Origin of the sequence: Pseudomonas sp. NMS19W, assembly GCF_051554255.1 — a bacterium.
Taxonomy (GTDB): domain Bacteria; phylum Pseudomonadota; class Gammaproteobacteria; order Pseudomonadales; family Pseudomonadaceae; genus Aquipseudomonas; species Aquipseudomonas kribbensis.
On sequence record NZ_CP136718.1, the window covers coordinates 2,475,646 to 2,498,771 of the forward strand.

Below are 23,126 nucleotides of genomic sequence, written 5' to 3' on the forward strand. Positions count from 1 at the left end.
ATGGATCAGTTGGCACTCAAGGCAATCGAGCGCATCGCCGCAGAAAAACGTGCGCCGTATCAGCGCATCACGGTCGACCGGATCACACCGATCATCGGTGCCGAAATCGGTGGCGTCGATCTTTCGCAACCGTTGGATGACGCTCAGCTCGCGGAAATCCGCCGGGCCTTTCTGGAGAACCACGTGCTGGTGTTCCGCGATCAGCATCTGACGGTGGAAGAGCACAAGGCGTTTGGCCGGCTGTTCGGCGAACTGCGGGCGTTGCCGGTGGAAGACATCGACGGCGATGACCCGGAACTGGTGGTGATCCGCGCCAATGCGCAATCGCGTTACGTCGCCGGGGAAACCTGGCACACCGACGGCACGGCTGACCTGGCGCCGTCCATGGGGTCGATGCTGTACGTCAAGGAAACCCCGGCCATCGGCACGGGCGGCGATACGCTGTTCGCCAACATGCACCTGGCGATCGAAATGCTTTCACCGACGATGCAGCAGTTCCTCGGCGAATTGACCGCGATTCACGACGGTGCAATTCCATGGAAAGGCTATGAGGCGCCGGCGAATCTGCCCAAAACCGAACACCCGGTGGTGGTGCGTCATCCGGAAACCGGACGCAAGTCGCTGTTCGTCAATTCCGGGTTCACGTCGCACATCGTGCAATTGTCCGGGGGCGAAAGTCAGGTGCTGTTGAACATGCTGTTCGACCTGGTGGCCCGGGAGCCGTCCCTCAGCTGCCGCGTTCGCTGGGCACCGAACACGCTGGTGTTCTGGGACAACCGCTGCACCCAGCACCACGCAATCTGGGATTACTTCCCGCATTCGCGTTATGGCGAGCGGGTGACGATTCTCGGCACGCAGCCCAAGGCTTGAAAACATCAGAGGGAGCCATGCGCTCCCTCTTTTTCTAGATGCCGCGCCGGACCAGTTGCTCGACGATCAACTCGCCAAACGCCAGGTTGCCGTGCAGCGGGTCATCCACTTCGCAGAACGCCTCACGCTGAAAACCCTGCTCATCATTCGCCGCCTCGCGCACGTCGATCAGCTCGACGCCAAGCCCTTGCAGGCGTTCGATCAACAATGACTGCGCCGCCATGAACACGCGCGGGTCCGACAGCTCCGGCACCCGTTGCGGCGGCAGCACGGCGAACACCTTGAGGTTCAGCGCCAGGGCCTGCTCATAGAAGGCCAGGGCAGGGTGGGACAAGGTGTCGATGACCGCCTGGAACAAGGGCCCGGCGAGAAAACCGTCGTCGAACTCACCCTGCGCGTTCTGGTAGCAGGTCCAGTTCGGTGCGGTGGCCAGATAGTGCAGGCTCAGGCCGAGGGTGCTCACCAGCGGCACCTCGACCTTCGCCAGTTGCGGGACTTCGAGCGTGGCGAGGGCCTGGCGGTACAGCCGATCCATTTCCGCATCGCGAAAGACCACGTCATAACGGGTCAACTGGAAGAAATCGACGGCGAAGTCCCGACCGGTTCCCAGCGGACCACCACCGAAAGCTATCTCACGGGCCTGCGCCGCTTTGCCGATGACGCCGGCATGGGAGTCACCGAGCAGCAGAAACCTAGGCGTAGTAATCGAGTACGGCGTCTTCACAGACAAGATCCTCGGTGGACAGACTGGTGGAGGTGGTCGGCGCCTGCACCGACTGGACGGCTTCAAGTCCGGCAAAGAATTGCTGCATCACGAACGCCACACCCTCGGGTGTGACTTCACGCTGGTTGGGCTGGTAGAACTCGCCCTTGAACGGGGTGCCGGTGATGATTTCGTAGGACGGGAAATAGTCGACGTCGGGCAGGTCTTCACACAACTGCCCGGCGACGGCGCGCAGCACCGATTTGGAGTAGGTCGTGGCGCTCAGCACATGCTGCCCCGTGGCGGTAGCCGTCAAAGGCACCGGCGAAACGGTGAGTAACAGGCGCAGTTGTGGGTTGATCGAACGCATCAACTCCAGCGCCCTGACCATGTCGCCATAGGTGTCCATGAAACCGAAGTTGCAGAACCGGTGGAGCAACGGATCGAAAGTGCCGCGTACGGTGCCGGGGCACACGGGATAGATCAGACCAGTCTCGCGATGTTGCCAGGCTTCGGTCAAACCGAGGGTGAACACGAACACTTTGGCCCGGCGCAGCGCTTCGCGGATGGCGTCCAGGGTAGCTTCGCGCGAGTCGAACAGTGCCTGCTCGCTGGCAAAGCCGTCAGGCTCCACGGCGGGGCGGAACGGGTCGAAGAAACGTCCGTCATGCACCCAGGTCTCATCCGGCGGAGCGCTTACGCCTAGCGCCCATTCGAGCCATTGGCACAACATCGCCGGGGTATACAGATTGCCGGTGCGGAACGAAAACACCCCGTAGTTGTGGGCTTTCCAGTCGGCTTCGGGCAATGCGTCCGGGGCGGGCTCCGCGTCCAGCCAGTGCATGCCGCGCGCAACCAGCGCGCGGCCGATGTGCTGGGCGAAACAGGAGCCGGCGGTGACGATGGCATCCTTGTTGCCGATCTCGAATTGCGGGGTCCACAGTTCACCGATGTCCGGTGCGGACTTGTCGGCGATGGCCGTACGCCAGAAAGCGCGGGGTGGCAGGCATTGATAGGGATTCACGACGAGAGGCCTCCTTGGCGAGTCGTTGAGCGCAAGGCTCAGCGGATTTGATAGTGGTAGATCAGATCGTCGAACCACCGATCACCGATCTGGTAGGCCTGCGGCACACGACGTGCGAACACAAAGCCGCATTTTTCCAACACCTTGCAGGACGCGACATTGCCGTCGGTCACGGTCGATTCCAGCGAGTTCAGCCCGATGTCGGCGGCGTAGTCGATGATCGCCTTTCGCGACTCGGTGCCAAAGCCTTTGCCCTGATGTTCCGGCAACAGCAGGCATCCCACTTCGGCATGCCCCGGCGACAGAATGCGAAAACCGGTCACGCCCAGTTCGTGCCCGCTGGCCCTGTCGGTCACCACCAGGCACAGCCAGTGCTCCGACTGCGGTCCCCACGCCGGAAGCCGGTGCTCGAAGCCTTGGCGAACCTGCTCCTCGGCAATTTCGCCGAACACGTACTGCATGGTCTGCGGCTCGGAATGCAGCCTGAGAAACAACGGCCAGTCGGATTCGACCATCGTGCGCAGGTCCAGTCGATCCGTGGATAGCTCGAGCATCCGCTGCTCCTTGCAAGGGTGGAAAAGGGAGAGGTTTTTTACTTGGTGGAAGGGGAAAGATCAATGAGCGGATGGGGAATGCTGGAAGGAATCGCCCGGCGTTGCGGTGCTGTGGAGAAAGACGTTCGTGCCTGAGTGGGCAAGCGTAACGCCTCTCTCCAGTTGTGCCTGTCAGCCCGCCAACGTCGCGTTATCAATCACGAACCGATATTTCACATCGCCCTTGAGCATCCGCTCATAGGACTCATTGATCTGATCCGCGCGAATCAGTTCGATGTCCGAAACAATCCCGTGCTCGGCACAGAAATCCAGCATCTCCTGGGTCTCGGGAATGCCGCCGATCATCGAGCCGGCGATGGTGCGGCGTTTCATGATCAGGTTGAACACGTTCGGCGATGGATGCGGCGAGGCGGGGGCACCCACGAGAGTCAGTGCGCCGTCGCGCTTGAGCAGCACCAGGAACGCATCGAGATCGTGAGGGGCGGCGACGGTGTTGAGGATGAAGTCGAAGCTCTTGGTGTGCGCGGCCATTTCTTCGGCATTGCGCGAGACCACGACCTCATCGGCACCCAGTGCTTTCGCCGCCTCGCGTTTGGATTCGGACGTGGTGAACGCCACCACGTGCGCGCCCATCGCATGGGCCAGTTTGATGCCCATGTGGCCCAGGCCACCGATGCCGACCACGCCGATTTTCTTGCCCGGCCCGGCGTTCCACTGACGCAGCGGCGAATAAGTGGTGATGCCCGCGCACAGCAGCGGTGCGACGGCGGCCAGTTGTGCTTCGGGGTGGCGGATGCGCAGCACGTAACGCTCATGCACCACAATGTTTTGCGAGTAGCCGCCGAGCGTCCAGCCGGGTGCGTCCGGGGTCGGGAAGTTGTAGGTGCCGATCATGCTGTCGCAGTAGTTTTCCAGACCGGTTTCGCAGTCTTCACAGTGCTTGCAGCTGTCGACGATGCAACCGACGCCGACCAGATCGCCGACCTTGTATTCGGACACATGGGCACCGACCGCCGAAACGCGGCCGACGATTTCGTGTCCCGGTACGCAAGGAAATTGCGTGCCGGCCCACTCGGAGCGCACCTGGTGCAGGTCGGAATGGCAGATGCCGCAGAAGGCGATGTCGATCTGGACGTCATGGGCCGCAGGGGCGCGGCGATTGATCTGGATAGGCTCAAGGGGTTTGTCGCCCGCGTGGGCACCGTAGGCTTGTACAAGCATGGGAACGTCCTCGATGGATCTGTCGGACAGTCATCTTCCCGCTCGAACCTGCATTCCGTTAGCGCATTCCTATCGAATACTTGCCTGATCCTGTGCGTCAGCGCCGTGCAGAAAGTTGCTGCGGAGCCAGGAACGCATCGTGGAAGTAATTGCGCAAGGCCTGCATCGCCGGGCTGAATTCGCGCTCGCGGTGCCAGGCCAGGCCGACGCTCATCGGGGTCACCTTGTCGGTGATGGTCAGGGTCTCGATGCGCTTGCCTTCCAGCGACCAGGGGCGGTGCACCAGGTCGAGAGAATCGCCACGCCGCTGCCATTGGCGACCATGCTGCGCACGGCTTCTACAGAACTGGTACGCACCCGCACGTTGGGTTGCTGGCGGGCGTTTTCCCAATAGCGCATGGCACTTTGTTCCGCTTCATCCACGGTCAGCAGGATGTAGGGTTCCAGCGCGACATCCGCGAGGCTGACGGCCGAGCGCTCACAGAGTGGATGGTGGCTGGGCAGCCACAGACGGCGTTCGGAGTTGAACAGGGTTTCCGAAACGATATCGGGGTGCGTGAGGTTCGCGGTAAGCACCACCGCCATATCGAATTTGCCTTCCAGCAATCCCTGTTCGATGGCCTGCCGTTCCTGCTCGTGGACTTCGATGGCGACGTCCGGGTGCCAGTGTTCCAGCCGTTGCAGATGGTGCGGCAGAAAATAACCGATCACCGTGTAGCTTGCGGCCAGGCGAATCAGGCCGCTGGCGCGGAGGTCGGGTAGCGGGCTGTTCAGCGCGTCGTCGACGCTGCGCAAAATCACGTAGGCGCGGTTCAGGAAATGCCGACCGGCATCCGTCAGGCTCATGCCTTGTGCCGAGCGCTGGAACAGCAACGTGCCGAGCATGCCTTCCAGTTCCTTGATCGCCGTGGTCACCGCCGACTGGGAAATATTCAAATGAATCGCTGCCTGGGATATCTGCCCGATCTCGGCGGTGGCAACGAAGTAGCGAACCTGACGCAAGGTCAACGACATGGGTGTTCCTGTTTTTTCAGGTATCTGTTTTTCAGAAGATACCCTATCTGTTAATAGATCTTCCCAAGGGGTTGGCGGGAATTTAACGTGGCCTGCATGAAGTCACAAGGGTCAGGAGCAAGGGTTATGCAGGCAGTAGATTTCAACTCGGACATGGGCGAAGGCTTCGGCCCATGGACCATTGGCGATGGCGTCGACAACGAACTGATGGCGTTCATCAGTTCCGCCAACATCGCCACCGGTTTTCATGCCGGCGATCCCGGCACCATGCGTCGCACCGTCGAGCTGGCCAAGCGTCTGAAGGTCGGCGTCGGTGCGCATCCGGGGTTCCGCGATCTGGTGGGTTTCGGGCGCCGACACATCAATGCACCGGCTCAGGAACTGGTCGACGACATCCTTTATCAACTGGGCGCACTGCGCGAATTGGCACGGGTGCAGGGCGTGACGCTGCAACACATCAAGCCTCACGGCGCGCTGTACATGCATCTGGCCCGGGACGAAGAAGCCGCGCGTCTGCTGGTGGAAAACCTGCAACGGCTGGAGCCCGACCTGTTGCTGTATTGCATGCCCGATTCGGTTATCTGGCGTGTCGCCAAAGAGCTCGGCCAACCGGTCGTTCGCGAATTCTATGCAGACCGCGAATACGACTTGAGCGGCTCCATCGTCTTCACCCGCAATGTTCGCGCCTACGATCCGGAATTTGTCGCCGCCCGTGTGTTGCGCGCTTGCCAGGAAGGCGTGGTGCGCACCGTCGAGGGTGAGGATCTGCCGATCGAGTTCGATTCCATCTGTCTGCACAGCGATACGCCGGGTGCTTTGGCGCTGGTCGAGGCCACCCGCAAGGCGCTCGATGCCGCCGGGATCGAGGTGCGCCGACCCCGCTGAATAAAAACGAAACACCCGGCACACAGACGCCGGGGTTCAAACATTTTTTGCCTGCCTTTCTACAACTATTCCAAGAGGAACAGACATGGCCGAACACACTGTCATCACCCCGTTACCCGGGACTTTCTACCGAAAGGCCACGCCGGATTCGGCGAATTACGTCGAGGTCGGCGATCCTGTCAGCGCCGACACGGTGATTGGCCTGATCGAAGTCATGAAGCAGTTTTCCGAACTGACCGCCGGGACGGCGGGGCGCCTCAGTGCCTTTCAGGTTGAAGACGGTGATCCGGTGGAGCCGGGTCAGGTCGTCGCTACGCTTGATAGCGAGTGAGGGCGTGAACATGACTCAACCTATTCGTAAATTGCTGGTCGCCAACCGTGGCGAAATCGCCGTGCGCATCATCCGTGCGGCCAAGGCCCTAGGCATCCCCACTGTTGCCGCGTGCAGCGAGGCCGATATCGACTCTCAGGCCGCACGCCTGGCCGATGAAGTGCATCTACTGGGGCCGGCCCGTGCCGATAAAAGCTACCTGAACATCGAGGCGTTGCTGGGTGCCCTGCAAGTGACGGGCGCCAATGCGGTTCACCCTGGATATGGTTTTCTGTCCGAGAACGCCGGGTTTGCCGAAGCCGTGATTGCCAGCGGCGCGATTTTCGTCGGGCCGGACCCGGACACGATCCGGCGTATGGGTGACAAGGCCGAAGCGCGGCGTACTGCCCAGGCGGCAGGTGTTCCAGTGGTGCCGGGTTCACCGGGCGAGCTGTTTGATGTCGAGTCGGCGCTTCGGGCGGCGGAATCGGTCGGTTACCCGTTGCTGATCAAAGCTTCGGCCGGTGGTGGCGGGCGAGGTATTCGTCTGGCAGAAAGTGCCGCGCAACTGAGTGAAGAATTTCCCCGTTCGCAGCGCGAGGCGCAGGCCGCTTTCGGTAATGGTGCGGTGTATCTGGAGCGCTTTATCGGCAAGGCCCGGCACATCGAAGTACAGGTTCTGGGCGACGGGAAAAACGCCGTGCACCTGTTCGAGCGCGAGTGTTCGCTACAGCGCCGGCGCCAGAAAATCTTTGAAGAGGCACCGTCGCCTGTACTGAACGCGCAGCAGCGGGAGGCACTCTGCGCCAGCGCCGTACGCTTGACCGAATCCCTCGGCTACAAGGGGGCGGGCACGCTGGAGTACCTGTATGACGACGTCACCGGCGAGTTCTTCTTTATCGAGATGAACACCCGAATCCAGGTGGAACACCCGGTCACCGAACGGGTCACCGGCATCGATCTGGTGCAGGCGATGCTGCGAATTGCCGGTGGTGAACCACTGGGCCTGAAGCAGAGTGACATCCGCCTGAATGGCTCGGCCCTGCAAATGCGCTTGAATGCCGAAGACCCGGCCCGGGATTTTTTCCCCAGCCCCGGTCTGGTCGAATCGTTGGTCTGGCCGCAAGGCGAAGGCGTTCGTGTGGACACCCACCTGTATGAAGGCTATCGGGTGCCACCGTACTATGACTCGCTGTTGGCCAAGCTCATTGTGCATGGGCCGGATCGCTCCACAGCCCTGGCGCGTGCCCGGACAGCGGTGGCGCAAACCTTGCTGACCGGCATGGCCAGCACCTTGTCGCTGCACGCTGAACTGCTGCAACAACCGTGGTTGCAAACCGCCGACTTTCATACGGGGACGCTGGAAAACTGGCTGTCCGCACGCCGCAGCGGAGGTGAAGCATGAGTCGTCCGATCCGCTACAGCTTTGGTGCCGATGAGCATCTGTTTGCCGAAGTCAGTGAAAGCATGTCCCTCGAGGCGTTTTTCAAGGGCATGGCGGTCACCCGCGCCGTGGAGCGGTTGAAACTCGATGGCGTACTCGATGTGTGCCTGGCCAACGCTTCTTTCCAGATCCGCTTCGATCCGGATCGAATTGCGCCGCAGGCCTTGCTCGAAGCGGTGCAGGGCGCCGAGGCAGAAGCCGTTGCCGAGCGCACATTGCAGACCCGGATCATTGAGATTCCGGTGCTGTACAACGATCCCTGGACCCACGAAACGCTGATGCGTTTTCGCGACCGGCACCAGGACCCGAGCGCCACGGATCTGGAATATGCCGCGCGCATCAATGGCCTGGCGGACGTCGATGCGTTCATTGCGGCTCATAGCGGGGCGCCATGGTTTGTCTCGATGGTGGGATTCGTCGCCGGTTTGCCCTTCATGTTCCAGATGGTTGAGCGCGAACGTCAGTTGCAGGTGCCCAAGTATCTGCGTCCACGTACCGACACGCCGAAACTGACACTCGGTCACGGTGGTTGCTTCGGTTGTATCTACTCGGTGCGTGGCGCCGGGGGTTATCAGATGTTCGGTGTCACACCGGCCCCCATCTACGACCCGCAGCAATCGCTGGCGTACCTGAAGGAGCACATGGTGTTTTTCCGTCCGGGCGACATTGTGCAGTTCAAGCCAATGGATCGTGCAGCGTATGACCAGGCCGTTGCAGAGGTGGAGGCCGGGCATTTCGATTTGCGGATCCGGCCGGTGGAGTTTTCACTGGATGCGTTTCTCGCCGACCCGGTCGGTTATCCCGTGTCGCTGCAGGAGGTGCTGGCATGATCAAGGTACTCAAACCCGGTCTCGCCACGTCGGTTCAGGATCTGGGCCGCGAAGGTTACTACCACCTTGGCATCCCGCCGTCCGGCGCGCTCGATCAATATGCGCTGAGAGCGGCCAATCATCTGGTCGGCAACGCGGCGGATTGCGCCGCGCTGGAGTGTACGTTGCTGGGCCCTGAGCTCGCGTTTCAGCAAGACGCACTGGTCGCGGTGTGTGGCGCGCACATGGCACCTCGGCTCGATGGTGTGGAAATGCATCACGCCACCGCGTTCGCGGTGAAGGCCGGCCAGGTTCTGCGTTTCGATTTTCCCAAGGCGGGTGCCCGGGCTTATCTGGCGGTGGCAGGCGGAATCGACGTGCCGCAGGTGCTGGGCAGTCGGTCGACCTATGCGCTCGGGGCGTTGGGCGGTTTTGCCGGACGACGCTTGATCGCCGGAGACGAATTGCCGGTGGGCAAAGCCAGCGGCAAGGGGCGTGCCGGGGCCAGTCTGCCCATGGCGCTGCGCCAGTCACTGGGCGGGGAGATCACCCTGCGCGTGGTGCCGGGGCTTTATTACGATCGCTTGACCGAAGCGGCAGCGAAGAGCTTTTTCGCCGAGCCGTGGACCGTCGGATCGGAAGCGGACCGCATCGGCTATCGCTTCAAGGGCGGCAGCGCGCTGGACTTCCAGCCGCGAGAGCAACCCTTTGGTGCAGGCTCCGATCCGTCGAACATCGTTGACAGCTGCTACCCGATCGGCTCGATTCAGGTACCCGCCGGCCTCGAACCCATCGTGCTGCATCGCGATGCCGTATCGGGTGGCGGTTACGCCATGATCGGCACTGTCATCAGTGCCGACCTGGATCTGATCGGCCAGATGCAGCCCAACCAGAAGGCTCGCTTTGTAGCGGTCAGCCTCGACGAGGCCCTGGACGCACGGCGTTCCTACAAGAAAAAACTCAGCTGTCTGAGCAAGCTTTTCCCTTCCTGACTCTGCCCGCCGCACCGCGCGGGCCCTGCCACACGCCAGGCCAACGCCGCACTTCGGTGCGGTGAAGGCTGCCCGCGCTTCAACCTTTGACTGGTTCTGGAGTACACGCATATGGCTGCTTTATCGCAATCGAGTCAAACCGGGCAAGATCCGGCCCATCATCCCGTTTCCGCCGAAGCCCGCATGGGCCGACTGTCTCTGACCATGGCCTGGTGGGCCGTGTGCAGCGCCATGTTCTACATCGTGGTCGGCGCTTCGCTGGCCTTGTCTTTCGGCGCACGCAATGCGTTGATCGGGATGGTGTTGTCGGTGATCAGTTATGGGCTGGTCAACAGCGTTCTCAGCCGTTTCGCCATGCGCAGCGGCTGGTCGGTCGCGTTGTTTTCAAGCGTGTTGTTCGGCCGGACCGGGGCATGCCTGGCCACGCTGATTTTCTTTTCGACGGCGATTTACTACGCCGTATTCGAAGGATCGGTGATCGCCGTGGCGCTCAATCACCTGTACCCGGAATTGGTCTACCCACTGGCTGCCCTGCTGGTAGTGCTGTACAGCGTGCCGATGATTCTGGGTAGCGTGCAGCACTGGCTGGACAAGCTCAACGGCGTGTTGTTGCCGGTGTACCTGGGCGGTTTGCTGGTGGCGGTCGGGCTGTCGATCAGCCGTTATGGTTACCAGCCGCAATGGCTCGACTTCGGCCCGACAACCCCCGCGACCTTCGGCTGGTGGGATTGCTTTGTGGCCTACATGGGCGTCTGGATCCTGATGCTGTTCACCTTCGACTACGCCCGTTTCGGCAAGCCGCAGGACGCTCAGTATCATGGGCGCTGGAACTTCGGCATGCCGTTTTATGCCGTGACGTTTCTGCTCAACGGCGCGGCAGGCATCTATCTGGTCAGCAGTATTCCCCATGAAGGCACGCTGAACGAAGTCTCTGTGGTGATGGCCATTCTGCAGTTGATGGGGTTGTGGGGTCTGTTGTTCGTCTGGGCCACGCAAACCCGGATCAACACAGCCAACTACTACTTGGCGACCCTCAACATGCAGGCATTCTTCGGCCGTTTCGGCTTACGCGCGTCTTATCTGCTGTGGGCATTGGTGGTCGGGGTAATCGTGTACGGCTTGATGCTCGCTGACGTGTTTTCCTACTTGCTCAAGGCATTGGCGTATCAGGGCATTTTTGTGGTCGCCTGGGTCGGTGTGGCATTGGCGCAGATTGTCTATGGCAGCAATGACGAGGGTGCACTTGAACGCAGCCCGGCGTTCAACCCGGTCGGCCTGATGGCGTGGTTCGCCGCTACGGCGCTGGGGTTGTTGCTGATGTGGACGGGCGGTGTTCCCGGCAGTTTTTCTGCACCGGCGACGGTGGTGCTCGCGTTCGGCTTGCAGGCCAGGCTTGCCTATCGGCATCGGTGGGTAGGGCAGAGGGCAAGTTGAGAGGATCGGCGTCGGCCCGCTCGACGGCGGGCCAGCGTCGCGAATGCATGGTCAGGAAGCCGAACGTCAGACTTATGTGATTCTGATATCAGTGCTATCCAATTAGTGCCGTTTATCAATCAATCGTCGAAGGGTAGTTTGCATCTCCATACCGTATTGATGGAAAGGAGGGGGCAAACGATGCGAACCACGATGAAGGCCGGCGTGCTGGCCGCGATGATCGGAATGTCGGGCGCTGAGGTCGAGGCGGCGGATTACCGGCAGAACCCGTTCACCTTGACCTACGGTGGCGCGATCACCCGCAACGAGCCAGGCAAGGTCAACATTCACCCGGTGACCTACACGCTCAATGGCCTGGCCATTTCCGCCAACGTCTACACCCCCGCGAACTACGATCCTGCCCGGCACTATCCCGCGGTTGTCGTCGCGCACCCCAATGGCGGGGTGAAAGAGCAGGTTGCCGGTCTGTACGCTCAACGACTGGCAGACCAAGGCTACATCACGATCACGGCGGACGCGGCCTATCAGGGGGCGAGCGGTGGCGAGCCGCGCAACATCGACAAACCGGCCAACCGCGTCGAAGACATTCACGGCATGGCCGACTTCATCGCCAGCTACCCCGGCGTCGACACTGCCCATCTCGGTCTGCTCGGCATCTGCGGCGGTGGCGGCTATTCGTTGAAGGCCGCGCAGACCGACAAGCGCTTCCGCTCGATTGCCACGGTGAGCATGTTCAATTCCGGGTTGGTGCGCCGCAACGGGTATCAGGATTCGCAACTCGACACCATCCAGCAGCGCTTGCAGCAAGCCTCGGCCGCCCGTGCCCAGGAAGCTGCCGGCGGGGAAATCCAATACATCGGTGATGCCAAACTGACCGATGAGCAGATCGCCAAATTGCCGTTCGACCTGTACCGCCAGGGCTTCGAGTACTACGGCAAGACCCACGCGCATCCCAACTCGACTTTCCGTTACACCCTCAGCAGCCTGCTGGACCTGATGAGTTTCGATGCGACGGACCAGATCGAACTGATCGACAAGCCGTTGCTGATGATCGCCGGCAGCAAGGCCGACAGCCTGTACATGTCGGAGCAGGCCCTCGCCAAGGCCACCGGGACCCAGGACAAGACGCTGTTCAAGATCGACGGCGCCACCCACATCGAAACCTACTGGGTGCCGGCCTACGTCGACGTCGCCATGCAACAGCTGACGGCGTTCTACGCCCGAACCCTCTGATTCGAAGGAAGCCATTGCCATGAACAAAACCTTGTTGGGCCTCGCCATGTGCGCGGCCACCCCTTTTGCCAGCGCTGCCGAAGTCGCGGGCGGCGGCAGTGAGCCTTCGAGCGCGCAGCAAATCCGACGTGCAGGCTCGCAGGCGTCATTCGTGGGGCCTGAAGATTATTTCTCCGGTCGGGTGCGCGTAGATCCACTGTTCAACGACACGGGCGAAATCAATGCCTCCGGCGCTTACGTGACCTTCGAATCGGGCGCCCGGTCAGCGTGGCACACCCATCCCGCCGGACAGCGGCTGGTGGTGATTTCCGGTGTCGGGCAAACCCAGGAATGGGGCAAGCCTGTGCAGGAGATTCACCCCGGCGATGTGATTGTCTGCCCGCCGGGCGTCAAGCATTGGCACGGCGCCGCACCGAACAGCACCATGACCCATCTGGCGGTGACCGGCTCGGTGAACGGCAAGAATGTGGAGTGGCTGGAGAAAGTCGCCGAAGACCGGCCGCTGCCGCCGACAGCACCGGCAGAAACCGCCGTTTCCGAAGTGTTGTCCGCGAGGCAGCAGGCGATTGTGCCGATTGGCGCGGCCATGGCCAGCAGCAACATGCCGCGTCTCAACAGCGCTTTGAACGAAGGGCTGGAGGCCGGGCTGACCGTCAGCGAGGCCAAGGAAATCCTGGTGCAGCTGTATGCCTACGCCGGTTTTCCACGCAGCCTCAATGCGCTGGGCGAGTTGATGAAAGTGGTCGAGGCGCGCAAGCAACGGGGCATTCACGATGAGCCGGGGCGCGAACCCGGTCACGCGGTGGCGACAGGCGACGCCTTGCTGGCTGTGGGCAAGGCCAATCAGACCCGTATCGCCGGGGCACCGGTTCAGGGGCCGTTGTTCGACTTCGCACCGGTCATCAACCAGTTCCTGCAGACGCACCTGTTCGGCGACATCTTTGAGCGCGACAACCTGGACTGGCAAAGCCGCGAACTGGCCACGGTTTCAGCTCTGGCGGCTACGCCCGGCGCCGAATCGCAGTTGCGTTCGCATGTTGCCGCCAGCCTGCGGGTGGGCTTGAGCGCTGCACAATTGCGTCAGTTGACGCAGGTGCTGACCCGGCACGGAGAAGTCGAAGCGGCGGGGCGCGCCAGCGAAGCACTGGAAAAACACCTGACCCAACCCTGAGCAAACATCATCCGCCGTAGCGCAGTGCATCGCGCAACAGGGTGAAGGCGGGCGAACTCTGGCGCCGACTGGGGTAGTAGAGGTGATAGCCGGAAAACGGCTCGCACCAGTCGGCGAGCACCCGAATCAACCGGCCCTGTGCGATATGCTCCTGCACCAGGTCTTCCGGCATGTAGGCCAGCCCCAGCCCCTGGAGCACGGACTGCAGGCGCATGGCAATGTTGTTGAACACCAGTTGCCCTTCGACCCGTACATTCAGGGTTTGCCCGTTCTTCTCGAACTCCCAGAGCAGCAGGCTGCCATGGGTCGGCATGCGCAGGGTGATGCAGTTGTGTTCCATAAGGTCGGGTGGAACCAGCGGTTGGCAGTGGCGGGCGAAGTAGGCCGGGGAACCGACCACTGCCATGCGCATGTCCGGCCCGATGCGCATGGCGATCATGTCCTTGGCCACCTGTTCGCCCAGCCGCACGCCGGCGTCGAAGCCTTCGGCGACGATATCGGTCAGGCCGTAGTCGACGATGATCTCGACATTCAGGTCGGGGTTGTCGGGCATCAGCCGGGCGAGGGCGGGTTGCAGAATGGTGATCGCCGAATGCTCGCCAGCGGTGATGCGCAGTTTGCCGGCCGGTTTGTCGCGAAACTCGCTGAGCAAGGCCAGTTCGTGATCGATCTCCTCGAACCGCGGCGCGATCACGCGCAACAGGTGCTCGCCGGCCTGGGTCGGGGAAACACTGCGGGTGGTGCGCGCGAGCAAGCGCACGCCCAAGCGCTCCTCCAGTTGACGCATCGCCCGACTCAAGGCCGGTTGCGACATGCCCAGTTTCGCCGCCGCACGGGTGAAGCTGCGCTCTTGCGCCACCGCCGAAAAGATCGCAAGCAGGTCGTAGCTTTCAACGGACATTGATGCGCCCCTGTTATGAACTGCTGGCGATTATGCCATCAGCCATAACAATCGGCCGACTCTAAAAACCTGCGTGATGGCTCGGGTCAGGTGGATTTTTTACGCATTCTTTACGGTGGAGGATTGGGTTCGCATCGATACTGGCCGCGTTTTTTTGACCGCACCTGAGCCTTGTATTCGTGAAGGCCCCGGTCCGTGTATTGCCCAAGGATGGCATGCCACTACTTCCCGCCGTTCGAGAGCCGTAACCCTTGAGTAAAACCAACGAAAACTCCCCAACCAAAACCTCGGGCGCAGCCATGCTGGTGGCTGCTGTCGGTGTGGTTTACGGGGATATCGGCACCAGCCCCCTCTACACCCTCAAAGAAGTGTTTTCCGGCCACTACGGCGTGCAGCTCAATCACGACGGTGTGCTGGGCATTCTGTCGCTGGTTTTCTGGTCGCTGATCTGGGTGGTCTCGATCAAGTACGTGTTGTTCATCCTGCGGGCCAACAACCAGGGTGAGGGCGGCATCATGGCGCTGACGGCGTTGGCCCGTCGTGCGTCGGCGCCTTACCCGCACTTGAGCAAGGTGCTGGTGTTGCTCGGTCTGTTCGGTGCGGCGCTGTTCTACGGTGACAGCATGATCACCCCGGCGATCTCGGTGCTCTCGGCGGTGGAAGGGCTGGAGCTGGCGTTTGACGGCATCGAACACTGGGTGGTGCCGCTGTCGGTGGTGGTGCTGGTGGCGCTGTTTTTGATCCAGAAACACGGCACGGCGCGGATCGGCATCCTGTTCGGCCCGGTCATGGTGCTGTGGTTCGTGGTGTTGGGCGCGCTCGGGGTCTACGGCATTGTGCAGCGCCCCGAGGTGTTGCAGGCGCTGAACCCGATCTGGGCGGTACGCTTCTTTACGGCCCATCCGGGCATGGGCGTGGCGATTCTCGGCGCGGTTGTCCTGTCGCTGACCGGTGCGGAAGCCTTGTACGCCGACATGGGCCACTTCGGTCGCAAACCGATTGCCCGTGCCTGGTTCATGCTGGTCCTGCCCGGCCTGGTCCTCAATTATTTTGGCCAGGGCGCGTTGATCCTCGGCAACCCGGAAGCGGTGCGTAACCCGTTCTACCTGCTGGCCCCGGAATGGGCGCTGCTGCCGATGGTCGCGCTGTCGACGCTGGCGACGATCATCGCTTCGCAAGCGGTGATTTCCGGTGCGTTCTCCCTGACGCGCCAGGCCATCCAGCTGGGCTACGTCCCGCGCATGTTCATCCAGCACACCTCGAGCCAGGAGCAGGGCCAGATCTACATCGGCACGGTCAACTGGGCGTTGATGGTCGGCGTGGTGCTGCTGGTGATCGGTTTCGAGTCCTCCAGCGCCCTGGCTGCCGCGTATGGCGTGGCGGTGACGGGCACCATGTTGATTACCACACTGCTGTCCGCCGCCGTGGTGTTGTTGCTGTGGAAGACGCCGCGCTGGCTGGCGATCCCGATGCTGTTCGGTTTTCTGTTGGTGGACAGCCTGTACTTCGCGGCCAACGCGCCGAAGATCCTGCAGGGCGGTGCGTTCCCGGTGATCGCCGGCATCGGCCTGTTTATCCTGATGACCACCTGGAAGCGCGGACGCAAGATCATCGTCGAGCGACTGGATGAAACCGCGTTGCCGCTGCCGTTGTTCATCAGCAGCATCCGTGCGCAGCCACCTCATCGGGTGCAGGGCACGGCGGTGTTCCTGACCGCACGGGCCGACGCGGTTCCCCACGCGCTGCTGCACAACCTGTTGCATAACCAGGTGCTGCATGAGCAGGTGGTGCTGTTGACCGTGGTGTCCGAAGACAGCCCGCGAGTGCCGGTGGATCGTCGCTTCGAAGTCGAGTCCTATGGCGACGGCTTCTTCCGGGTCAACCTGCATTTCGGTTTTACCGAGGAACCGGATGTGCCAATGGCGCTGAGCCTTTGTCACTTGGCCGAACTGGATTTCAGTCCGATGCGCACCACGTACTTCCTGAGTCGTGAAACGGTCATCCCGACCAAGCGCATCGGCATGGCCAAGTGGCGCGAGTACCTGTTCGCGTTCCTGCTCAAGAATGCCAACAGCAACCTGAAGTACTTCAAGTTGCCGTTGAACCGAGTGATCGAACTGGGGACGCAGGTCGAAATGTAAAGACGGGAAACGGCTCAGGGTTGCCCGATGCTGACGGTGACACACAGACCGCTGCGTTCGATGACGTCGGTGAACCCCAGATCAACCTTGAGCCCCGTGCGATCGGCAATCGCCTTGACGATGGACAGGCCCAGCCCCGAGCCCGACTCATCGGTGCCCAGGCTGCGGTAGAACGGGTCGAAGACCCGCGCCTGTTCTTCCACGGTAATCCCGGGGCCGGTGTCGCTGACTTGCAGGACGACCGCCGCTTGCTCCCGCTTGACCGAGAGGTCGATGCGTCCGCCGGGCGGGGTGTAGCGGACGGCGTTGTCTACCAGGTTGCGGATCAGGATCAGCAGGTCGGTTTCGTTGATGTTGACCTGCACGTCCTCGCTGCTCTCGACGCCGATATCGATATTCTTGCGGTCCGCCAGCGGCAGCAGGTCTTCCAGAATCCGTCGGTAAATGTGCAGGACTGAAACGCGGGTCGGCGCTGTATTTGAGCTCGACTGCGCGGCAGCGAGGCTCAGCAATTGATCGATCAGGTTCCGGCTGCGCTCTATGCCTCGGGACAACGGCAACAGGCGTTCGCGGGCGGCGGCCGGCATTTCCGTGGCGGCCAGTCGTTCGGCCTGCAGGGACAGGGCGGTCATCGGCGAGCGCAGTTCATGGGCGGCATCGGCGACGAAACGCCGCTGGTTGTCCACGGATTGTGCGACTCGGCCGAGCAAGCGGTTGATGGCCACCACAAACGGCCGGATTTCGCTCGGCACATGGCTTTCGTCCACCGGGTGCAGGGCTTGTTCGTCACGTCGATCGATGTCGGCCGACAGCGTGGCGATGGGGCGGAACATTTTGCGCACTAGATCGCCCACTACCAGCAACAGCACCGGAAACAGAATCAGGAACGGCAGCAGACTGCGCCAGGCGCTTTCGCGGGCCTCCTTGTCGCGCACGCCGGTTTCCTGGGCGACGACGATGCGCTCGCCACGGGCGGTGGTTCTCACCAGTACGCGGAAGTCTTCACCGGTCACCTTCAAGGTCGACAGGCCATCGGACAGGGTCGTGGGGAAGGGCAGCGGTAGCAGGGCGTCGTCGTTGCCGACTGCTCGGCTGCCGTCGGCCAGGTATTGCACGATGACCCTGGATTCTTCGTTGTCGTCGTCCATGGCCTGGGCGGCGGGGTAGTGCAGGGACATTTGCTGGCGGTCGTAGAGGGCCGCCACCTGGCGCAGGGTTTCGTCCTGCATTTCGTGGGCCTCGTCCAGCGCTGAAACGAACGCAAACGCCGCGGCCAGCAGTGCAACGACCAGAATCGCCAGCGACAGGGTGACCGACAGCCGCAGTTGCACCGAATCCCTCAGGCGCCTTTTGAAACCATCCATCCCATTCCCCTGACGTTCTTGATGACGTGACTGCCGAGTTTGCGGCGCAGGGCGTGAATCAGAAACTCCACCGCGTTGCTTTCCACTTCATTGCCCCAGCCATAGAGCCGGTCTTCCAGTTCACTGCGCGAAAGGATTGCCCCTGGCCGGATCAACAGAGCCTGCAACAGGGCGAATTCGCGGCTGGACAATTGCACGTTCGGGTTGTCAACGGTTGAGGCTTGCTTGGAGACTAGGTCGAGGGATACCACACCGTTGTCGAGCAAGGACAACGCAGTCCCGCCCTTGCGCCGCAGCACCGCGCGCATCCGCGCCAGCAACTCGGCCATGTCGAAGGGCTTGAGCAGGTAGTCGTCGGCGCCGCCGTCGAGGCCGCGCAGGCGATCGTCGAGACCGTCCCGGGCGGTGATGATCAGCAACGGCACCGGGTTGTTGCGAGCGCGAATGCTGTCGAGCACGTCCAGTCCGTCCTTGCCGGGCAGGCCGAGATCCAGCAGCACCAGGTCGTAGTGCTGGGTGTCCAGGGTGGCCAGTGCGGTGAGGCCGTTTTTCACCCAGTCGGTGGCATAGCTGGCGTCGTTCAGCGCGCCCTGGATGGCATCGCCGATCATCGGGTCGTCTTCCACCAGTAATATCCGCATGACCCGCTCTCAAAAAAATAGCGCGACGGGCAGGGCCGTCGCGCTTGTATTGAAGCATCTGTGCAAGGGTTTGTCCGGCCCCGGATCAGGCGTTGCCCTTCAGCGAGTCAAAGGCCTTGAGCAACTCGTCCATCCGCGCCTTGCAGTCCTTCTGCTGCGGGGCGCTGGCGCGCAAGGTATCGAGCGAGCGGTCGATGGCCTTGTCCAGCATGTGCCAGTCGCCGGCGGCACGGGGTTTGATTCCGGCTTCGGCGGAGTCCCAGGCGGTTTCCAGATCCTTGATCCGGGCCTTGGCGCCCGGGAGGTCGTTTTTATCGACGAGGGCAGCAACGTCGGCCGCGATGTTGCGGAATTCGGACAGATCCCCCAGTTTAGAGGCGGCCTGGCCTTGTGTGCTGACGGCGCCTGCAGCGGCGTTTGCCGCAGGCTTGTCCGCCGGTTTCGAGCAGCCGGCAGCAATGCTCAGCAGGCAGATGGACGAGACGATGGCAACGTGACGAATGATGTTTTGAATCTGGCGCATGATGATTCCTTGATGAAAGTCTGAAGGTTTACTGAGTGATGGCTTTGCGATTGCCGACGCTGATCTGCGCGACGGTGACCAGCAGGACGATGACGCACAGGAAAATCGCGCTGGTCCAGGTCGCGCCCATGCCGAGGCCGCCGTAGGTCTTGGCCTGGGTCAGCAGGTCGCCGAGGGATGCGCCGAAGGGGCGGGTCAGGATGTAGGCGATCCAGAAGGTCAGCACGGTGTTGGCACCCAGACGCCAGGCGATCAGGGTGGCCGCGATCAACGCGCCGAATATCACTGCGCCGACGGTGAAGCCCAGGCCCAGTGCTTCAGTGGCCAGGTCGCCGGCGGCGGTGCCGAGGGCGAAGGTGCAGAGCACCGTGGCCCAATAGAACAGCTCCCGGCGCGGGGTGACGATTTCGCGGATCGACAGGCTGCGTTCGGTCCGGTACCAGATCAGGAAGTTCACCACCAGCAACACCGAGAACACCGCTGTGCTGGTGTAGAGGCTGACGTCCAGCATGTCGGTCAGGATGTCGGTGATCTGCGTGCCGACGATGCTCACCAGCACCACGGTCAGCCAATAGATCCATGGGGTGTAGGCCTTGGTACGCAACTGGGTGAACAGCGCGATGGCCAGCAGCGCGGCCATGCCGAGGCTGGTCGGGCCGGCGCCGAAACCGGCGTCGACGGCCAGAAAGTCGGCCCCGGTTTCACCCACGGTCGTGGACAGGATCTTGATCACCCAGAAGGACAGCGTCACTTCGGGCACTTTGTTGAGCCAGTCGGCTATGGCGGGTTTCATGGGTGGATGGCCTCTCCTGAGCAGCGCTGAATGTGCGCAGGAGAGAAGGTATCCAGTGAAACTTAGCTGAGCCTGAGGGGCACGCGATTGTCAGCGCAACGGCACGTAAATATCCGTTTGCCACTGCTCCTGCGGGGTCTCGGGACTGATGCTCAAGTACTCGAAAAACAACGGGTGATCGCGCAGTTCTTCGCCGCTGGCGGGCAGCCAGTCGCGGTAGACCGGGTAGATGGTTTCACCGATGTGATCGGTTGAACCGGTGTGACGCACCACGGCACAGCGGCCGGCAGGAATGCTCAGCTCGCGGACGCTGAACTCATTCGGCGCCACCGCTTCACGGATTTCGCCGCAGATCGCGAAATGAAAGTCCTCCGGCGGCGTCGTGTCAGGGTTGCCGTAAGGAATCCCGAAGGTGCGGCTCGATGCCACCGGCGACTGCCCGCTCTGCTGGCGCCACTGGATGAAGCGTTGCACGCTTTGATTGACAAGGCCTGGTGGCCCACGGTGATCGAGTGCAGCGACCTGGACTCCGGGGAAGTCGACGATTCGTACCTGCATGGTAATGCTCCTTGAAAAGTGAGGTATGGCGAAGACCGTGTGCCAGACGCTCCAGTCCGGAGCCTTGCGAAATGCCCCCGGCGAGGTGCCGAAGGCTCGCTTGAATGCCCTGGAAAACGCTTCGGGACTTTCGAACCCCGCGTCGAGCGTGGCTTCCATCACCGAATGGTCGGGCAGGGTGCTCAAACGATGCGCGGCACGGCGCAGGCGCATCAACTGCACATAGCGCGAGACAGGCACGCCGACGTATCCCGTGAACTGCCGGTGAAAGTGGAACTCGGAAAAGTTCGCCACCTGGCTCAGCGTTTTCACCGACAGATCGCCCTCAAGATTGGCGTCGATGTAGGCGAGTACGAAGGTGAAGCGCTTCGCGTAGGCAGTTTGCGTCGGTGCGTCGGGCACGGAGTGAAGCTCCTGGAGTAACGGTCGGCCCTAGAATCGTCGAAAGCGGCGTACAGATACCTAGCCGGACTTGCTCAGGGTTTGACCTCTTCAGGCATTACATCCGAACGACCCTGCACGAATCAATCGCGCGCCTGAGCGACGATCGCAAAGTTGCCCGGTGCTTTCTCCAGCAATCCAAGGAATCTCACCAGATCCACCGTGCTGCCATCGACCTTCAGGTCTTTTGAGGTGAGGGCATCCTTGAACCCCGCCGTGCCGCCCAGCAGTTGCACGAAAAGATCCTTGGTGACGCTCAACGTGGCGTTGGCATTGCTGGCCGGTGCGCCCCGGCGATAGTGCAGCACGGCGTTCTCGATCCACAGCACGAACGACTCCTTGGTATCGGTCAGTTGCAGGTTGAAGGTCCAGTTCTTGCCGTCCGCCGCCGGTCCGTCGAGGCTCGCGGCCATGGCTTCGAGGAAGCGTTCGGTCGGCGTCTGCTTCATCAGCTCGATCAGGTCCGAGCGGCGCACGCCTTTTTCCGGTGGGCCGTTGCGCAGTTCCTGGGCGGCGGTCAGGTAGCTGTTGCGCCAGGTCGCCGATTCCGACTGATAGCCCAGCTGTTCATAGGCTCGGGCCAGCAGTTCCTTGGCGGCCTTGTCGTTGGGCTGGTCGAGGACGGCTTGATCCAGTAGTTCGGCGACCCAGCGGTATTCGCCTTTGTCATAGGCCACGCGTGCGGCTTCGAGCACTTTGGCGCTGCCGCCCATCAACTCGACGTAGCGTCTGGCGGACTCTCTGGGAGGCAGCGGATTCAGATGCGCCGGGTTGCCATCGTAGGCGCCGAGGTACATCTGGTAGATCGCCTTGACGTTGTGTCGCACGTCGCCGTAATAGCCGCGGGTGCCGAAATACGAGGCCAGCGAGTCGGGCAACTGGATCTTCTCGGCGATCTCGTCAGGTGTGTAGCCGGCGTTCATCAGCCGAACGGTCTGGTCGTGCATGTACTTGTAGACGTCGCGGTGCTTGGTGATGAATTCGCGGATGCGGTCGTTGCCCCAGACCGGCCAGTTGTGTTGGCCGAAATAGACTTCGGTGTCGCCCAGTTCATCGAGGGCGGCCTGGGCGTAGTCGGACCAGAGCAACGCGTCGCGGACCTTGGCACCACGGATCGGCAGCAGATTGTGCATGGTCTGCGCCAGCAGCTCGGCACCGCCGTAGGCCTTGCGTTCGGGGATGGAAAAGGTCAGCTCGGCCGGGGCCTCAGCGCCGGGAATGTTGTGGAACACGAAGGTCACGCCGTCGATCACCCGTTCCTGCGTCGGCTGATCGATGATCTGCGTCGGCGGCAGAATGCCGATGCTGCCGTAGGCGACGTTTTTGCCCAGCCCGGTATCCACCATGCCGGTGGCGCCCGGCGCGAGGTTCTTGCCGAACTGATACATCGAACGGCGCGACATCGCAGGCCCGGCCAACACGTTTTCGCTGGTGGCTTCCTCCATGAAACCGACAGGGGCCACCACGGGAATCTTGCGCTCGGCCACTTCCGCGACCGAGGTAATGCCCAGTACGCCGCCGAAGTGATCGGCGTGGTCATGGGTGAAGATGATGGCGGTCACGGGTTTGTCGCCCAGTTGTGCGCGGGCGAATGCCATGGCTGCGGCGGCGGTTTCCTTCGAGGTCAGCGGGTCGACCACGATCCATCCGGTCTGGCCCTCGATCAGCGTCATGTTGGCGATGTCGAAGCCGCGCAACTGGTAGATGCCGTCGGTGACTTTGAACAGACCGATCTGGGCATTCAGCATTGCGTGGCGCCAAAGGCTCGGGTTGACCGTGGCGGGGGCCTTGCCTTCAACGAACCTGAACGCGTCGAAATCGATCAGCACAGAGCCGTCGGAGCCGAGGATCTGGCCGGTCGGACGGGCGATGAGACCGCGCTGGGCGTCTTCCATGTCCCGAGTGTCGTTGAGGTCCAGGCCCTTGATTGAGGCTTCTATCACCGCCGCAGTGGCGGGCGTCGCTTCGCCGCTGGCAACGCTGGGCGGTTTGTCACAGCCGGCGAGGGATACCAGCGTCAGGGCGATCAGTGTGTGAAAGGTCGGTCTCATTCTTATTGTTCTCCGAGGATCGATTCATCAGAGAGTAGGGAGGTGGGCG

The 23,126-nt window shown here is 62.0% G+C and carries 21 protein-coding genes and 1 pseudogene; 10 read left to right on the forward strand and 12 right to left on the reverse strand.

Features of this window, described 5'->3' with window-relative positions:
• Window positions 1–870 carry a TauD/TfdA dioxygenase family protein gene (locus R1A29_RS11030; protein WP_119429212.1) on the forward strand — a complete coding sequence of 290 codons (870 nt, stop codon included), beginning with the start codon at window positions 1–3 and terminating at the stop codon, window positions 868–870.
• A 34-nt stretch (window positions 871–904) separates the two neighbouring features.
• On the opposite strand, the gene R1A29_RS11035 is transcribed toward R1A29_RS11030, so the two are convergent.
• The 5 genes and pseudogenes from R1A29_RS11035 to R1A29_RS11055 all read right to left on the reverse strand — a co-directional run bounded on the left by R1A29_RS11035 (window position 905) and on the right by R1A29_RS11055 (window position 5,386).
• Window positions 905–1,594: a hypothetical protein gene (locus R1A29_RS11035; RefSeq protein WP_438301469.1), complete on the reverse strand. Its 690-nt coding sequence runs from the start codon at window positions 1,592–1,594 to the stop codon at window positions 905–907.
• Window positions 1,563–2,597 carry a GSCFA domain-containing protein gene (locus R1A29_RS11040; protein WP_438301470.1) on the reverse strand — a complete coding sequence of 345 codons (1,035 nt, stop codon included), beginning with the start codon at window positions 2,595–2,597 and terminating at the stop codon, window positions 1,563–1,565. The genes R1A29_RS11035 and R1A29_RS11040 overlap by 32 nt, the downstream gene beginning before the upstream one ends.
• A gap of 38 nt (window positions 2,598–2,635) precedes the next feature.
• Window positions 2,636–3,151 (reverse strand): GNAT family N-acetyltransferase, encoded by a 516-nt coding sequence (locus R1A29_RS11045; protein WP_438301471.1) that lies wholly within the window; start codon window positions 3,149–3,151, stop codon window positions 2,636–2,638.
• A gap of 171 nt (window positions 3,152–3,322) precedes the next feature.
• Entirely contained in the window at window positions 3,323–4,372 is a 1,050-nt protein-coding gene (locus R1A29_RS11050; protein ID WP_305836251.1) for an NAD(P)-dependent alcohol dehydrogenase, read from the reverse strand.
• A gap of 97 nt (window positions 4,373–4,469) precedes the next feature.
• Window positions 4,470–5,386 (reverse strand): annotated as a pseudogene (locus R1A29_RS11055) (LysR family transcriptional regulator).
• A 126-nt stretch (window positions 5,387–5,512) separates the two neighbouring features.
• On the opposite strand from R1A29_RS11055, the gene R1A29_RS11060 reads away from it, so the two are divergent.
• The 8 genes from R1A29_RS11060 (at window position 5,513) to R1A29_RS11095 (ending at window position 13,664) form a co-directional block, all read left to right on the forward strand.
• A complete protein-coding gene (locus R1A29_RS11060; protein ID WP_438301472.1) occupies window positions 5,513–6,271 on the forward strand; it encodes a 5-oxoprolinase subunit PxpA in 759 nt (252 codons plus the stop codon).
• Window positions 6,272–6,356: 85 nt separating this feature from the next.
• Window positions 6,357–6,602, forward strand: a complete 246-nt coding sequence (locus R1A29_RS11065; protein ID WP_114882361.1) for an acetyl-CoA carboxylase — start codon at window positions 6,357–6,359, stop codon at window positions 6,600–6,602.
• A 10-nt stretch (window positions 6,603–6,612) separates the two neighbouring features.
• Window positions 6,613–7,986, forward strand: a complete 1,374-nt coding sequence (locus R1A29_RS11070; RefSeq protein ID WP_438301473.1) for an acetyl-CoA carboxylase biotin carboxylase subunit — start codon at window positions 6,613–6,615, stop codon at window positions 7,984–7,986.
• Entirely contained in the window at window positions 7,983–8,855 is an 873-nt protein-coding gene (locus R1A29_RS11075) for a 5-oxoprolinase subunit B family protein (RefSeq protein ID WP_248743551.1), read from the forward strand. Before R1A29_RS11070 ends, R1A29_RS11075 begins: the two co-directional genes overlap by 4 nt.
• Entirely contained in the window at window positions 8,852–9,826 is a 975-nt protein-coding gene (locus tag R1A29_RS11080) for a biotin-dependent carboxyltransferase family protein (RefSeq protein ID WP_438301474.1), read from the forward strand. The genes R1A29_RS11075 and R1A29_RS11080 overlap by 4 nt, the downstream gene beginning before the upstream one ends.
• A gap of 111 nt (window positions 9,827–9,937) precedes the next feature.
• A complete protein-coding gene (locus R1A29_RS11085; RefSeq protein WP_438301475.1) occupies window positions 9,938–11,260 on the forward strand; it encodes a purine-cytosine permease family protein in 1,323 nt (440 codons plus the stop codon).
• Window positions 11,261–11,440: 180 nt separating this feature from the next.
• Complete coding sequence (locus R1A29_RS11090) at window positions 11,441–12,493, forward strand: alpha/beta hydrolase (protein WP_438301476.1); 1,053 nt, start codon at window positions 11,441–11,443, stop codon at window positions 12,491–12,493.
• A 19-nt stretch (window positions 12,494–12,512) separates the two neighbouring features.
• Complete coding sequence (locus R1A29_RS11095) at window positions 12,513–13,664, forward strand: (R)-mandelonitrile lyase (RefSeq protein WP_438301477.1); 1,152 nt, start codon at window positions 12,513–12,515, stop codon at window positions 13,662–13,664.
• 7 nt (window positions 13,665–13,671) lie between these two features.
• Here the strand turns inward: R1A29_RS11095 and R1A29_RS11100 are convergent, their stop codons facing one another.
• Window positions 13,672–14,565: a LysR family transcriptional regulator gene (locus R1A29_RS11100; RefSeq protein WP_438301478.1), complete on the reverse strand. Its 894-nt coding sequence runs from the start codon at window positions 14,563–14,565 to the stop codon at window positions 13,672–13,674.
• Between the two features lie 299 nt (window positions 14,566–14,864).
• Here R1A29_RS11100 and R1A29_RS11105 point away from each other — a divergent pair, with 299 nt between their 5' ends.
• Window positions 14,865–16,706: a potassium transporter Kup gene (locus R1A29_RS11105; protein WP_114882369.1), complete on the forward strand. Its 1,842-nt coding sequence runs from the start codon at window positions 14,865–14,867 to the stop codon at window positions 16,704–16,706.
• Between the two features lie 14 nt (window positions 16,707–16,720).
• On the opposite strand, the gene R1A29_RS11110 is transcribed toward R1A29_RS11105, so the two are convergent.
• The 6 genes from R1A29_RS11110 to R1A29_RS11135 all read right to left on the reverse strand — a co-directional run bounded on the left by R1A29_RS11110 (window position 16,721) and on the right by R1A29_RS11135 (window position 23,077).
• Window positions 16,721–18,070 carry an ATP-binding protein gene (locus R1A29_RS11110; RefSeq protein ID WP_438301479.1) on the reverse strand — a complete coding sequence of 450 codons (1,350 nt, stop codon included), beginning with the start codon at window positions 18,068–18,070 and terminating at the stop codon, window positions 16,721–16,723.
• The gene (locus tag R1A29_RS11115; protein ID WP_438301480.1) at window positions 18,046–18,711 is read right to left on the reverse strand and encodes a response regulator; all 666 of its coding nucleotides are present in this window, start codon (window positions 18,709–18,711) and stop codon (window positions 18,046–18,048) included. The genes R1A29_RS11110 and R1A29_RS11115 overlap by 25 nt, the downstream gene beginning before the upstream one ends.
• A gap of 85 nt (window positions 18,712–18,796) precedes the next feature.
• Complete coding sequence (locus tag R1A29_RS11120) at window positions 18,797–19,234, reverse strand: hypothetical protein (RefSeq protein WP_085708504.1); 438 nt, start codon at window positions 19,232–19,234, stop codon at window positions 18,797–18,799.
• Window positions 19,235–19,262: 28 nt separating this feature from the next.
• On the reverse strand, window positions 19,263–20,027 hold the full coding sequence (locus R1A29_RS11125; RefSeq protein WP_085708503.1) for a COG4705 family protein: 765 nt from the start codon (window positions 20,025–20,027) through the stop codon (window positions 19,263–19,265).
• Window positions 20,028–20,117: 90 nt separating this feature from the next.
• A complete protein-coding gene (locus tag R1A29_RS11130) occupies window positions 20,118–20,987 on the reverse strand; it encodes an AraC family transcriptional regulator (RefSeq protein ID WP_438301481.1) in 870 nt (289 codons plus the stop codon).
• A gap of 122 nt (window positions 20,988–21,109) precedes the next feature.
• On the reverse strand, window positions 21,110–23,077 hold the full coding sequence (locus R1A29_RS11135; RefSeq protein ID WP_438301482.1) for an alkyl/aryl-sulfatase: 1,968 nt from the start codon (window positions 23,075–23,077) through the stop codon (window positions 21,110–21,112).
• Between the last annotated feature and the right edge of the window lie 49 nt (window positions 23,078–23,126).